Source organism: Vibrio sp. L85 (assembly GCF_963871815.1).
Classification (GTDB): Bacteria; Pseudomonadota; Gammaproteobacteria; order Enterobacterales; family Vibrionaceae; genus Vibrio; species Vibrio harveyi.
Genome location: NZ_CAWMYL010000022.1, coordinates 204803 through 218604 on the forward strand (window position 1 = coordinate 204803; position 13802 = coordinate 218604).

Annotated in this window: 11 protein-coding genes; 4 read left to right on the forward strand and 7 right to left on the reverse strand. The window is 42.6% G+C overall.

Annotated elements, in window-relative coordinates; translation table 11 throughout:
• Positions 1 to 131: 131 nt before the first annotated feature.
• From AACR11_RS05600 to AACR11_RS05610, 3 genes are all read right to left on the reverse strand, one after another.
• Positions 132 to 680: a hypothetical protein gene (locus AACR11_RS05600; RefSeq protein WP_005442235.1), complete on the reverse strand. Its 549-nt coding sequence runs from the start codon at positions 678 to 680 to the stop codon at positions 132 to 134.
• A 207-nt stretch (positions 681 to 887) separates the two neighbouring features.
• The gene (locus tag AACR11_RS05605; RefSeq protein WP_009698122.1) at positions 888 to 1385 is read right to left on the reverse strand and encodes a response regulator; all 498 of its coding nucleotides are present in this window, start codon (positions 1383 to 1385) and stop codon (positions 888 to 890) included.
• Positions 1382 to 3322: an ATP-binding protein gene (locus AACR11_RS05610; RefSeq protein WP_009698121.1), complete on the reverse strand. Its 1941-nt coding sequence runs from the start codon at positions 3320 to 3322 to the stop codon at positions 1382 to 1384. Before AACR11_RS05610 ends, AACR11_RS05605 begins: the two co-directional genes overlap by 4 nt.
• A 185-nt stretch (positions 3323 to 3507) precedes the next feature.
• On the opposite strand from AACR11_RS05610, the gene AACR11_RS05615 reads away from it, so the two are divergent.
• The 4 genes from AACR11_RS05615 (at position 3508) to AACR11_RS05630 (ending at position 9267) form a co-directional block, all read left to right on the forward strand.
• On the forward strand, positions 3508 to 4770 hold the full coding sequence (locus AACR11_RS05615; RefSeq protein WP_009698120.1) for a DUF945 family protein: 1263 nt from the start codon (positions 3508 to 3510) through the stop codon (positions 4768 to 4770).
• A 131-nt stretch (positions 4771 to 4901) separates the two neighbouring features.
• The gene (serC, locus tag AACR11_RS05620; RefSeq protein WP_026000106.1) at positions 4902 to 5996 is read left to right on the forward strand and encodes a 3-phosphoserine/phosphohydroxythreonine transaminase; all 1095 of its coding nucleotides are present in this window, start codon (positions 4902 to 4904) and stop codon (positions 5994 to 5996) included.
• Positions 5997 to 6163: 167 nt separating this feature from the next.
• Complete coding sequence (locus tag AACR11_RS05625; RefSeq protein WP_017188164.1) at positions 6164 to 7336, forward strand: sugar ABC transporter substrate-binding protein; 1173 nt, start codon at positions 6164 to 6166, stop codon at positions 7334 to 7336.
• Positions 7333 to 9267, forward strand: coding sequence for a diguanylate cyclase domain-containing protein (locus AACR11_RS05630; protein WP_029789428.1), 1935 nt, complete (start codon positions 7333 to 7335; stop codon positions 9265 to 9267). The genes AACR11_RS05625 and AACR11_RS05630 overlap by 4 nt, the downstream gene beginning before the upstream one ends.
• A gap of 78 nt (positions 9268 to 9345) precedes the next feature.
• Here AACR11_RS05630 and AACR11_RS05635 read toward each other — a convergent pair whose 3' ends face one another.
• The 4 genes from AACR11_RS05635 to dsdC all read right to left on the reverse strand — a co-directional run bounded on the left by AACR11_RS05635 (position 9346) and on the right by dsdC (position 13610).
• On the reverse strand, positions 9346 to 9732 hold the full coding sequence (locus tag AACR11_RS05635; RefSeq protein WP_029789427.1) for a hypothetical protein: 387 nt from the start codon (positions 9730 to 9732) through the stop codon (positions 9346 to 9348).
• Between the two features lie 234 nt (positions 9733 to 9966).
• Entirely contained in the window at positions 9967 to 10980 is a 1014-nt protein-coding gene (locus AACR11_RS05640; protein WP_017188162.1) for a helix-turn-helix domain-containing protein, read from the reverse strand.
• Between the two features lie 549 nt (positions 10981 to 11529).
• Positions 11530 to 12480 (reverse strand): helix-turn-helix domain-containing protein, encoded by a 951-nt coding sequence (locus AACR11_RS05645; protein ID WP_009698116.1) that lies wholly within the window; start codon positions 12478 to 12480, stop codon positions 11530 to 11532.
• 182 nt (positions 12481 to 12662) lie between these two features.
• Positions 12663 to 13610, reverse strand: coding sequence for a DNA-binding transcriptional regulator DsdC (gene dsdC, locus AACR11_RS05650; RefSeq protein WP_005444507.1), 948 nt, complete (start codon positions 13608 to 13610; stop codon positions 12663 to 12665).
• Positions 13611 to 13802: the final 192 nt, after the last annotated feature.

The following is a 13802-nucleotide window of genomic DNA, read 5'->3' on the forward strand; positions in this document are numbered from 1 at the left end:
AGGAAGTTGATGCTTTTGGCCACTTCATTTGAGTTAGTCATTGCAACAAGACAGTTTGTAGATACAAAAAAACCGAGGTAAATGCCTCGGTTTTTTAGTTCATACTTTAAGAAAGTACGCTCAGTAGGCGTTTAGAACTTAAAGCGAGTAGTGAACATTACTTGATCACCGTAGAAGTCGTTGATACGCGCTTCAGCACCCAGAGAGAATAGCTCTGTAGAGTGGAAACGAGCGTAAACAGAACCGATCCAATCGTCATCGTTGTCGATAGAAACGTAACCCGCTTTACCACCAACTTCTAGTTGAGGACCAAGCCATTGGCGCACGCCTAAGTTAAGTTCCATACCAACGTCAGTGCTGCTTGAGTTTGACGGTTGTACAACGCGCATTAGCATTGCACCCGTTAGGTCAGCCCAGTTGTTTAGTGGTGAGTGGAAACCAAAACCTGCTGCTGAATCGAAATCACCATCAAACTCAGAGTCGATGCGCGCGATTACGTGTGCATTTGGGTGGATTGATTTGCTGAAACCAGCACCGAACGTTACTGGGCTAGCACCAATGCGAGCTTCCATGTAGTCGTAGCTAAAGTTGCTCATTGTTGCTGGAGCGTTGTAGTCGTTCGCAGCTAGAGCTTGGCTTGATGCCAACAAAAGGGCAGCGGCTAATAGTGTTTTACGCATAACTAACGATAAACCTTGTCTTATAGTTCCATGGATCCAAGTAACCACTTGAACCGTAATCTGATTTGTTCGACATCATAATAAAAACGAAGGTCTACGACCAACAAAAATGTGTCGATGTTTTGTCAAATGACTCATTGTGCCGTTTTATCAGCAAAAAACGCGCCATGTTGATGACGAATATGACTTGTTTTTCTATCCCAGCTCTCATTCACCAAAGCTTGCACGTCGTTGTGCCATCGCGTTGAGGATTGCCTCTGCGTCTAGGATGGATGTCCACGATAATAAGTTGTCATCATTTTCTATCATAAAAGCAGTCAGTTGCGAAACAATAGCGTCTCTGAGCTCTTCACCTTTCCAAGGCTTGGCGATGTAGTAATCGAGGCTCGCATGATTGATTGCTTCAACGGTGTCTTCTAAGCCAGCTTGACCCGTTAAGAGCAGCTTGCGAGATGATTTAGTGTCACCATTTTGACTGAGTTCGATTAAAAAGCTGATGCCAGTTTGCTCCGGCATGATGTGGTCACACAGAATCAAGGCAAGCTGAATACCGTCTTCCGCCATTTCTTCAATCACCTGTTTTGCTTCCGTGACAGATTCCGCACCCTCAACAACGAAATTCTCTTCGAATGGCATCAAATCCTGAAGGACACTATCTAAGACTTCTCTTTCATCATCCACACATAAAATCAGATATTTAGTCATACTTCATCTCCTTCTTGAGTGATAGGTAACCAGACGGTCATGCAAGTGAAATGGTTGAGCTCAGATTCCACCTCTATCCAGCCTTTATGGCTTGCCATAATCTGTTGGCAGATAGACAGTCCGATACCTAAACCGAAATTACCTTCTTTCTTGGTTGTAAAGTTGAGTTCAAAAATGGCTTTTTGTTGCGATTCGGGGATGCCACATCCGTTGTCTGTAAATGAAATTACGGCATACTTTTGTTGGTTTTTTTCTACCAAGCGAGATTGAATAGTGAGTTCGCCTTTATCAGGAAAGGCATCAATGGCGTTGGAAATCAGATTCGTCCAAACTTGCTGTAAAGCAATGGGTTGGCAGAGTGTATTAGGAAGTTCTGCGTAGTTTGTTGTGACCTTATGCATCTTGAGTTTGTTCTCAAAGATCACCAACGTATCTTCTATGCCTTCATGTAAGTTGGCAAAGTGTAAACCTTCGTCGTCTGAGCGCGCGTAGCCTTTTAAGCTTTTTACCATATCAGCGATGCGAGCTGCGCAAACATTGATTGAGCGAAGTGATGCGCCGACTTGATGATATTGTTCTAACGTGCCAAGTGAATCCAATGAGTCGGCGTTTTGACGGTTAAGTTGTGCAACCAAAGTTTGGTCGCCCTCAAGCCCTAGATTAACGACTTTCTTTGCTAATGTTCTGTCGGGAAGGCTGGAACTCAATTGTTTTACTCGCTCTCTGAGTTCTGCGGTCGAAGCCGGTTTGGCGCTTTGAGCTCTTGTCAGTAAACCAATGCCTTTTTCTTGAACCTCGTAACTAGGTAGCTGAGTGAGTAGGTTTTCAAGTGTCAGAGTTAGGTTTTCTACCCCTCGCAAGATAGCTGCAATGGGGTTGTTTAATTCGTGTGCGACACCCGCAACAAGTTGACCCAGCATCGCCATTTTTTCGCGTTCGATGAGTTGCTGGTGGGCGGACTCCAATGATTCCAATGTTTTTTGCAGTTGCAACTTAGTGTTGATACTGCGTTGCAATCGTCGGTTGAAGTGACGTAGCAACAAGTTGGTAAACAGAGGTAGTAAGTTAGAATCACCTTGCATCACCTTACGGAAGACATTTCTGTCAAGCTTGATGACTTCCGTTTTTGTTAGGGTGAGTGCAGTTGAAAACGAACTCTCTCCGGTGACAAATGACATGCCGCCGACAATGTTCCCTTTTGAATGGCGCACCACTTCACGTTGCATGCCAAGTTCATCACGTTTGTAGAGCGCTACCTCACCACTGGTAATAAACCACAAGAAACTGTTTGGCTCGCCTTCAATCGTAAGTAGGTGTTCAGGAGAGTAGGTACGGCAAGCCTTGGTATCGTCATTTTGTTCAAAGAAGTGTTGCAACGCCGTGATGACTTGTTCTGCGAGTTCCCCATCAGAGAGGGCATGGTAGTCGTTCAAGAACCCTGCTTGATAGTTGCTCATCTGATTTTCGATGTGAGCGCGCAGCAATTTATGCTGGTCGAGGATTTGGCTGTAGTTGAGCAAGTCTTCTCTATCATGACGGAGAATGAACTGGGTCAGCTCTTTTTGCGCCGTATTGAACAGGACCTTATCCGGAAGAGGCTTGGTTAAGCAGTGATCGAGGCGTCCTTCATTGACGGCGGTTAAAATGGCCTCAATATCGGACGAGCAGCTAATAAGGATTTTGCGAGCTTGCTCAGTGTGTGGCTTGCGGTCGAGACCGATGAGGAAGTCAACGCCATTAAAATGTGCATGATGGCTCGCAATAACCAGCGCAACCTTTTGTTCTCTTTCTTCGAGGTATTCGAGAGCGCTCTGCGCTTCTTCTATCGATTCTACAGAGAGAATATCAAACTTGCTCGAAAAGGCAGACAACTCCAATCGAAACTGTTCGGCACTGATTGGATTATTGTCGAGGCACAATACGGCGTAACGGTTCACAGTGGTTTGAGCTCCGGTTAAAACTTGGCACCAACAACATATCAATTAAATATAGAAATGGTTGAGAGCTGAGTATTGTTCTCGATTAATGAACTAAAATAACCATCAATAGTCTGATATATCTCAATGTTTTATCCGCTTTGGGTTTGGGTTAGACTGAGCACAAATACTCAATAAGTGACGTTATGGAAAATCTTAAAAAAATCGGTGCCATTGGTGGCGCTATTTCTCTTGCGCTGTGTTGGCCGTTAGCAGTTGGTCAGATTGGTCAAACTATCATTGAAGATGGCATCGCCAATATGAACGATGAAATGGTCAAAGGTGAAATCGTGGAATATGACCGCGGTTATCTGTCTTCGGTCGTTCTGACGCGTTACACCGTTGTCGACCCAGAAATCAAAGCGCAGCTTGAGCGTGATGGTCTTCCGACAGCTTTTGATGTGACCAGCGACGTAACACATGGTTTAACGAGCTTAAGTGCAGATTCTAAACTCGTTGACGCGGACTTCCTACCGTTGACGATGCACAGTAAAACTCAGCTCAACGGAAACACGGATTTCACGCTTAACCTAGCAAGTTGGAATTACCAAAACGACGCTCAAGGTATGCACCTTTCATCTAGTCCTGCGCAAGTTAAAGGTAATGTGACTGTGCTGGGTGATTTAAACTACCAAGTGTCGATTCCTTCGGTACAAATCGACTTTGAAAATGGTGAAGAGATTCATCTAACAGAGCTGAAAGGTGAAGGCAAAGGTAAGCAAGCAAAAGGATACTGGCTAGGGGAGCAATCTTTCTCTCTACAAAAACTGGATATTGTTGATGCGCAACTTGCCCCGATGTTCCTAATCGAGAACGCAAGCTACAGTGGCAATACATCCCTGAATGAATCTGGCGACAAACTGAACACCCAGTTGGTATTAGACGCTAAGCAAATGCGTTTAACGGATGGTACAGACGTTGATAACTTCAAGCTTGATTTCGCTATCGGTGATATTGACAGCCAGTCGTTCGATCAAATTATGTCGATTTACCAAAGTTCACCAATGCTAGATGAGCAAGAGATTCAAAAGCTGTTGCCGCATATTGATACTTTGTTTAGCAAAGGCTTTAACCTATCAGTCAACGAGCTATCTCTTGCATTTGGAGACGGCAAATTCCGTAATGAATGGCAATTATCCGTGCCGGAAGGTACCGACCACATCACGCAAGACCCGATGAAGCTAATGACAGCGACAAAAGGCTCGCTGAATACTTACTTCTCTGATGAGTTGGTGGATCTGTACCCATTCATTCAAGAAGGCGTTGACGAGTTGATGGTGATGGAACTTATTGAGAAAAAAGACAAGGGCTATGAACTAAAAGCACAAATTTCTGATGGGAAATTGAAGTTCGAAAATGGACAAGAATTTCCTTTAATCGCACTGCTTATGCCTGCATTGATGCAATAGAGAAGTTTACAAAGTAAGTTTTTAGCTTTTCCAGTTTAAAAAGAGGTCGTAAGACCTCTTTTCTTGTTTTTATCCCTGCAAAAACGTGATATTAATTTCGTAATCTTTACTTAGCAGGAGCAATGAGCATCATGGAACAAAATACGGACAACGTATTTAACTTCAGTGCAGGGCCTGCAGGTCTGCCAAAAGCAGTCATGCAGCAAGCACAAAAGGAGCTAATCAACTGGCAAGGTCTTGGGACTTCAGTGATGGAAATCAGTCACCGAAGCAAAGAGTTCATTAAGGTTGCAGAAGAAGCAGAGCAAGACCTTCGTGATCTTTTAAATATCCCAGACAACTATAAAGTATTGTTTTGCCAAGGTGGTGCTCGTGCTCAATTTGCCGCTGTTCCACTAAACCTATTAGGTAGCGCGGAAACTGCGACCTACATTGATGGTGGTTACTGGGCAGAAAGCGCAGTAGCAGAAGCGAAAAAGTACTGTGAACCTGACGTGTTCAACGCAAAAACGGTGATTGACGGTAAAGCGGCAGTTCTACCTGCAACAGAATGGAAAATTTCGTCAGATGCGGCTTACGTCCATTTTTGCCCGAACGAGACCATTGATGGTATTGAAATCAACGATCTGCCAGTAACGGATAAACCAATTGTTGCAGATATGTCTTCGACCATTCTTTCTCGTGAAATTGATGTTTCTCAATACGGTGTCATTTACGCTGGTGCACAAAAGAATATTGGTCCATCAGGCATTGCAATTGCGATTGTTCGTGACGATCTTCTTGGTTTGGCGAAAGAAGTGCTACCGAGTATTCTTGACTACAAAGTGTTGGCAGAAAAAGAGTCGATGTTCAACACGCCTCCTACATTCGCTTGGTACTTATCAGGTCTAGTGTTTAAGTGGTTAAAAGAGCAGGGTGGCGTAAAAGCGATCGAGCAAGTAAACCGTGAAAAAGCAGCACTGCTATACGATTACATCGATCAGTCTGATTTCTACCGTAACGGAGTGCACTCTGCGAATCGTTCTCTGATGAACGTACCGTTCCAACTAGCAAAACCAGAACTTGATGGCACATTCCTAGAGTTGGCAGATGCAAAAGGACTGAAGGCACTAAAAGGTCACCGTGCCGTTGGTGGTATGCGTGCATCAATTTACAACGCGATGCCGCTTGAAGGAGTGCAAGCTCTCGTGGACTTTATGCGTGAGTTCGAGCAAGAGTACGCTTAATCACTAACTGTGATATAATCTTTGAAAGCGTCGCAATTGCGGCGCTTTTTGCTTTCTATGGTAGGGTGAACCACCAATGGAAGCACCCGCACATTTCCTGTCGGCACTTTTGAATAAGCACCAGTCGTTCGCTACTTTTGTAATACCATCAATTTTCGAGAATTCTAGTGAGAAACCTGAGCCTGTTGTTGTTATTTCTGTTTTCCTCCTTGGTCTCCGCTCAAGAGATCCAAGTTTGGAGTGGCATTGAATATTCTACCGTCGCAGAAATTAACGAGCGCTTCGAAGCCGAAACAGGCAACACACTCGCGATCAGAGAGTTCGATGTAAACAATATCCGTTCAGAACTACTACTCGCCAAGCAAACTGGTATTACCGTGCCTGATGTTATTTGGGTTCCTTCTGATTTCTTGGGACTACATGACTACTTTGATCTCGCCCAAATTCCGCCAAGCTGGTTAGAAGAGAAAAGCATAGAGCCAAAAGCTCTGGAACTCGTCACCGTGGACGACGCCATTTATGGGGTACCGCTTGGTTTAGGTAATCACTTGGTTTTGTATGTGAATACGAAGCTGACCAACGAAGTACAGCCAACTTGGGAAAAGCTTATTGAAGATGCCAAACAGGGCAAAAGCACGCTCGCAATGCAGTATCCGAACATGTACTTCTTGATGTCGTTTGTGCCTATGTTTTCCGATCATAGAACGCAACCTATCACCGATATTGATGTTGGTGCACTGGCGGCGGCTCTTAAGTTTTATGGTCGTTTACCTAAAGAAGGTGTGGTGATTGATGATTACAACCAAGATCAAGCGCGAGCGTTGTTCATTGAAGGGAAAGCGCCATATCTCATTGATGGTGATTGGGCGCTAGGTGAGCTGAAGCAACACTTCTCAACAGAACTCAGAATCAGCAGTTTACCGACGTACAATAATCATCACATGCACTCACTGAGTGGCGGTAAGGTGTTGGCATTTAATGCTGAAGCAATGCGCAATCCGGCGAAGAAAAAAGCAATGCGTACTCTGGCGATGATCGTACAAAAGCCGGAGTTTATTGAAGACGTCATCATCAACCAGAACTTGATCTCTACCAATCGCTCAATCAACCGCAAATGGTATGACGAAGAGAACACCTACTATAGCGATTTGTACAAAGAGCTGACCCCCGCTTATGCCATGCCAAGTACCGTAGAAATGGCGGTGACTTGGGAAGCGTTGATTCGCGGATATAAGCGCTATAAAGCAGGCATGCCTGCACACGGCGCCGCTCAATTTGTGGTGGACTTCATCAATAAACATTCAAATCACATTCACAAGAGTAGGAAAGCATCCTTATGATAAGTTTGCGTAGCATCTTAACTTTGATTGTGGTGGTAGGGTCGTTACTGCCTGCTTATTGGGTGGGCACCAGTATGATCGATAAGCACCAAACCGATTTGTTGGTGCAAAAAGAACTTAAACTGGAAAATACCAATCAAGGTATCCAAGAAACGATAGGTGAAGACCTGACCTTTGTGGCGAACTTAACTCGCTGGTATTCCAAGGATCGCTTACTCGTTCAAGGCATGGATAACGTCCTGTATTCATCCATTATCTGGCAAATGATAGAGACATTTGAAGAGTTGGCGGTCAATGTCAGTACGACTTACATTATCGATAAAAACTGGCAACCAATGTACGAAAGCAATGGCTCAGTATATCACCTAGAAAACAGTAAGCTGCTGACCAAAATTCGAGCCGCTGAAGATATTTATAAGCAAGGTAAGATGTATCACAGTACTTACTTTGATGAGGGGCTGGTATTAAATGGGGGGCAAAGTGGTATCGCCTTTGTCAGCCCGTTACTGCCGTACACGCTGCTGCCAGGTTCAGAGTATGAGCCGCAAGGTTATTTGGTTGTTTTAGTGTCATATCAGGATTTAATCCGAATTTCGCAACCATTCTTATATGCTCAAGAAAGCGTTAACTTCCACTATGGTGCGGTGAGTAATACCAAGGGGGATACCACGCATCATTTGAGTAAAATTACCGTCCAGAACAACAGTTTTGTGAAGCCATTAGAAGTGACTATGATTCACACTGTGTCAGACGCAGCACGAAACCAAGAACTGACGCAATCGAAGCAACAGCTATTAAATATCATCATTGCGACCTTGGTTGTGACTCTATGCATTGCGATTGTGGCAAGCCGATGGCTTACAGAACCTATTCGTCAGATGGAAGTGGTCGTGCGTCGATTTAAAACGAATAAACGACCAGATTTATCGCCTAAGCGTTTTCAATTTAAAGAGTTTAGACAGTTGATGAGCCTATTGGATTCGCTTTGGGCGCAATTGACCAGTCAGATGGATGAGTTGGAAGTACGAAACAAAGCGCTGCGAAACGCCAACCAACAAGTTCAAGATACTAACGCGCAACTTGCGAACTTCAACCAAAAGCTAGAGCATCGAGTTGAAGAGCAAACGGCGGAGTTGCGGGCAAACTTAACACGCGAAGAAGCGCACCAAGCAAAACTCATGACGCTGATTAACTTTACCACTAGCCATGCAGGGGTAGGGTTCCATGCGATTCCGGAAGTGATTAATTCAGGGCTCTCCCGCTTGTTTCCTGACTCAGACATGCGCTTTAGTTTTGAAAAACCGCGCAGCGAAAATGCGAAAACCATGCGATCTTCTACGGGAGCTGAAATTGGTTATTTCTGTTATGGAAATTATGTCATGACAGGAGAAGATCGCATTTTATTGGAGCTATTTAAGAAGCAGTTATACTCGTGGCTGGAGTTAGAAGATTTCGCACGTCGAGACAAACTCTCAAAGTGCTTTAATCGTAAGGCGTTTGACGAAGACTATGAGTTTGCTTGCCAATCCGTCATTCAAGGACATTGGCAATCTATGGCTATTATTGTGATTGATATAAACGGCTTAAAAAACCTCAATGACAATTATGGGCACGACCGTGGCGATGTTTTGATTGCTAAGTCAACGCAACTCATCAAGTCGGTTCTCAACGGAAAATCCTTGTTGTACAGAATTGGTGGTGATGAATTTGCCGTCATTGCAAAAGACTTGAGTATTGACGCTCTAAACGAGTTGATTACACGTCTTGAGGTATCTCAACAGAATAAGTGGGTTGAGCTATCCGAGCATAACCGCTACCCAGTTCAGTTTTCTGTTGGAGGGGCTTCAAGTGAATCTGTGTCGATTGAAAATCTGTTTTCGATCGCGGATGAAGCTATGTATGAGAAAAAACGCGCCTTCTATCAGAAGTAATAATGAGTAATCGCAGACAGAAAAGCCCTTGTTCTTGCCGAATTAAGGGCTTTTTCGTATCCGGTTTTAAACGTTAGGTTAGTTAAGGTGTAGAGTCAGGGGTTTCGCGATAGCAATGGATTCAATCGGCGAATCATCATCGAGAGGATAGGAGATACTAGAGCTGACAATGCCTGCGTTATATAGGCAATAGACGATATCAAGTTTGATATTATTTTGTTTAAGTTCGATGCCCGTCAATACTGAATCACAGTCAGCTATTTCAGATAAATTTACCGCTTTTTGTAGTGAGATTTTTAATAGACGATCTTCCGCTTCATAGCTGAATGCTCTTACTGCAAAGTCATCAATATCAATGATGGATTGGTTTTCTTCATTAGTGTCTAGAAATATTGGATTAACTTTATCCCGATATTGAATTGAGAGTGTCCCGTGCAAATTAAATGGATAGCGAATCTTTTTCATGCGTTTCACCTGCTAATAAATTAAAGCGCTTGGGTATAGATCTTAACGACTTAGATGTTGAGCAGGATAGCATTTGAGAATTGATGAGCATCTTGATTGCTAAGTGATATAGCGGCAATCATTTGAATGCCGCTATAGAGCTGTGAACCGTTATCAGAAGTCAAAGATAGCGATATGAAGGCACAGTGAATCTAAACTAACAATCGACAGCAAAGCGTAAAAGCCGGTATTTGTTTAACAAATGCAATTAGGGTGTTCTGTACAACTGTCACATTGGCGATGAGTACAAACACCACAACACGTCAATAAATAGAGAAATTCTGGCTGAATAAACAGCTCACTGGTTTCAATATACATGATTGCGCGAGTATAGCGTTTAGCGCCAACTTTGATTGCACCTACCGGGCTTTCTCCTTCGTAAGCCGCAACACTAAAGCCCATTTTAAACATCACATCGACCGAGCTCTTTAAAGTGACACTTGCGTAATAATGATGGATATGCGCGTTTTGAGCCAAGAAAGTGAACTCTGTATGCAGCTGTTTACGAAATACGCGTTCATTTTTGGAGTGCTGACTGATGGCGTAGTAAGAATATACTCCTTTCTCTCTCAATGGCTTGGTTAATCTAAGGTCAATCGTGTCGATAGGTAAGCGTTGCTTTTTAGTTCTATCTAGCTCATTTTCCAATGTGGGCACAGTAAAAAACATACCAATGTTATGACCGACTAGCTCACCTTTGGAAAGGTATTTATAAGCAATTGCTCGATTGTCTTTCTGATATTCAACCAAATCAATAGTCGCAAGACTATGTTTAATATTTAAAGACTTAAGCTGATTATGAAAGTTGTTCAGACTATTAATGAATTCTTGCTCATTATTTTGGCTCAGTTCTTCCTCTTCAATATGATCATACACAACAGGGTAAGCATTTTTGTAGTCAATCCCTGAGATGATAGACATTGCGTCTTGGTATCTTTGTTTCAAAGACAATTCAAACTGTTCAACCTCGTCTTTTAAAGGCGTATCTAACCCTAAATTACAAAGGTATGGCAGCAGGTTGTTTTCAAATGCACGAAGCACTCTGACTCGTCGGCTTAGACTCGGTTGAGTGATTCCTCTTTCCCATCGGCTAAAAGTAACACAGTCTATATTTGCTAAATCACCACCTAATAGATTTAGTCTTATTGATGCTTGCTCCTGAGTTAACCCTAATGTGGTTCTTATTGATTTTAGATAACTCCCGAACACTTTACTTCCCCCATAGGTTTAAAACATGTCCATAGCTAATTGTTATTTTTCGTTTAAGTTATGTGCATGACATTTCTCTGCCAAATGTGTCAATTTTGAGAAATGGTATTCCGGTACGGTACAATCATTTAAAATTGATGAGACATATAGGAAGTTGGAAATGCATTAATATTTATGTCGTGCTGCTCATAAATATCATGCAAATCGTATTATGTTTGTCGTTTAATTGAGAAGGCATTGTGCGTATTCTATAGGCATGAGATGCCTAGTTGAAAATGAAGGATATTATTTTGCTTTCATATAACCATATGAATAATAATGATTTTATTGTTTTATTTATCAATGTCCAAACAAAAATAATTGAATTTTAATTCGAGCTAATATTTTTTGCCATTATCTTAAAAATGAGAAATGTTCATCAAAGAGAATATATTTCATAAGAAAATAATAGGTATTAATGGAATGGTGTTCTTTAGGTGAATTTCAGCCTCTTATACTTAGGAATATACGAACTAAAGCCGTTAATAACGTTGCATAGTCATTTTATATTTATCTTTGAGCAGCCATGTTGGTTTGATGTTGGTGGAGCAGGTAGATCATCGCTGGCTGAGCTAACAGCACGGCAGTATCCAATTTCAATAAACACTTTCGATATGCTTTTCGACCGATTTTGACAGAGCCGGTCCGAGCTGGGCTGTCATACGCGACTTTTTTGGCACCAAGGTCCACTAGATAATCACTGAATTTGTTATCGAAGGCATAGTAGTAAATCTCAGTAATATTGGATTTGCTCGCGATGTAATCCACAAACGTTGGGTGCAGTTTCATGAAGACTTGTTCACTCATGGCATAACGACTCAAACAACACATGGCGAATTGATACTGCTCCGAATAAGACCGCACGAGCTCAAATGGCAGTGTTTGGTTAGGATTGGTAAAGTGTTCGTCGAGGTCCTTTGTTTTAAATAAGAAGGAAATTGAATGTCCTTTTACCTTGTTGGACTCACTATCTCTATACACCTTGGCTATCAATTTGTTTTCTTCATCTAATGCTAAGAAATCAAGGTCCAGCATTCCTGGGTAGTGAGCATCGGCATTTAGGAAGAAGTTATGTAACCGTGGGAGGTGAGTGTCGATGTCATGAGCAAAGAGTGCCTCTTCGATAATAGGCGCTTCTTCTTGGGGTTTTAATTCTTCATATCCAGAAGAAAGTAATAGTGCTTTTTGTGAGTAGTAACGTTCATAAATGATATCGTCCAAAAACGTTTCGTTCTCCGGAGAAGGCAAAGAGAGCAAAAAAGGTCTGAGATCTAAGGTAAGCTCACGTAGCACTTTAATTGCTTTGACGGTCTTAGGAGCCGTTGCATTCCTTTCCCAGCGACTAATAGTGACTGAATCCACAGATGAAAACTCTGGATTTGCCAAGTTTAATTTTGTCGCAAGCTCCCTTTGCGTTAATCCAAGTTGATATCTCAATTGCTTTAGATAATCACCGAACATTAACTACCTCACCAAGTTTGTTCTGTTTGGGGTATTGATTGTTGGGTCATTATAGGGAGAGACAGACAAAGCTCAAGCATCAGCGCTTTCTAATGAAGGCGCTGGTTTTTCAGTCAGCCTTAACACTTGTTTGTGACGCTAAATCGGCGCGTGAAGTAATAGATCTTCTGAATCATTTTCTCTTATATTCTCGTTATACTGATTTGCTCAATTAGCCAGTTAATAAAAAGCTCAAGCTTTCGAGAATGTTTTTCGTTAGCCGTAACGACATAATATTTCTGTTTGCATTGCAGAGTTTGGTTTCTAAAAGGGGTGATCAGTTCGCCGGATTTAAGTCGTTTTTCCACCAGCGATAATCGACCGATAGCAACCCCCGCATTGTGCATAGCAGCACTGACGGCTAAATCGGATCGGTCGAATGAAATGCTTGGAATAGCGTCAATGTCTGTTATGCCATTTTGCTTTGCCCACAGTGTCCATTCATCGTGATGGGAGTTGTAATCCCATGCTTGGTTGTCGTGAAGTAGGGTGGCGTTTACCAAATTCGCTGGCTTTTCAAATAGGTTAAATTGTTCTGCATATGTTTGAGTGCAGACCGGGATTATCTCTTCGCTCATCAATTCTTTCGACCACAACTTTTCTGGCATTTGCTCATCGAAATAGATCGCGGCATCGATGCCATAACCTTGGAAATTGACGTTCTCATTGCCAGTAAGAATATTCAGCTCGATGGAAGGGTGCTTTTGCTTAAATAGGTACAACCTAGGCACAAGCCAACATTGTGCAAAAGAAGGGCGGGAGTAAATCGTTAGCTCTCCGGAGACTTCGCCATTTCTGACTTCCATGACCTCTTGGTTTAACTCGTTGAGTGTTCTGTTCAAGGCGAGATAAATACGTTCCCCTTCTTCAGTGAGCGTGATTTTTCGGTGAGAGCGGGTAAACAAGGCAATGCCAAGTTCTTCTTCGAGCTTGTTGATACGGTGAGAGATGGCGCTGGGCGTCATGGAGAGTTCTTCTGCTGCAAGAGAAAATGAACTGTGTCGTGCTGCCACTTCAAAAGTATGAAGCTTGGAAAGTTGAAAACTATTGATGCGTTGGTTCTTGGCGAAAATATTGTCTCTGGTATACATGTGCGTTATTGAGTCGAACTTGATAGAACACATAATAATGGCGTTGTTATAGTTGGATTCATCTATTGGTCGAAAAATTCACTAAACGTCGTATAAATCACGCTTTTGTTTAAGTTTACTTCATCTAAAGGTGAGTTTTGATCGTTTGTCAGGGCTATGGATTCCTCGTTTAATTGCAGTCAATTAAAACAA

Bases quoted from the DNA above. Each gene is read 5' to 3' on its own strand.
- AACR11_RS05600 (WP_005442235.1), bottom strand. From the start codon at position 680: ATGCGTAAAACACTATTAGCCGCTGCCCTTTTGTTGGCATCAAGCCAA.
- AACR11_RS05605 (WP_009698122.1), bottom strand. From the start codon at position 1,385: ATGACTAAATATCTGATTTTATGTGTGGATGATGAAAGAGAAGTCTTA.
- AACR11_RS05615 (WP_009698120.1), top strand. From the start codon at position 3,508: ATGGAAAATCTTAAAAAAATCGGTGCCATTGGTGGCGCTATTTCTCTT.
- serC (WP_026000106.1), top strand. From the start codon at position 4,902: ATGGAACAAAATACGGACAACGTATTTAACTTCAGTGCAGGGCCTGCA.
- AACR11_RS05630 (WP_029789428.1), top strand. From the start codon at position 7,333: ATGATAAGTTTGCGTAGCATCTTAACTTTGATTGTGGTGGTAGGGTCG.
- AACR11_RS05635 (WP_029789427.1), bottom strand. From the start codon at position 9,732: ATGAAAAAGATTCGCTATCCATTTAATTTGCACGGGACACTCTCAATT.
- AACR11_RS05645 (WP_009698116.1), bottom strand. From the start codon at position 12,480: ATGTTCGGTGATTATCTAAAGCAATTGAGATATCAACTTGGATTAACG.
- dsdC (WP_005444507.1), bottom strand. From the start codon at position 13,610: ATGTATACCAGAGACAATATTTTCGCCAAGAACCAACGCATCAATAGT.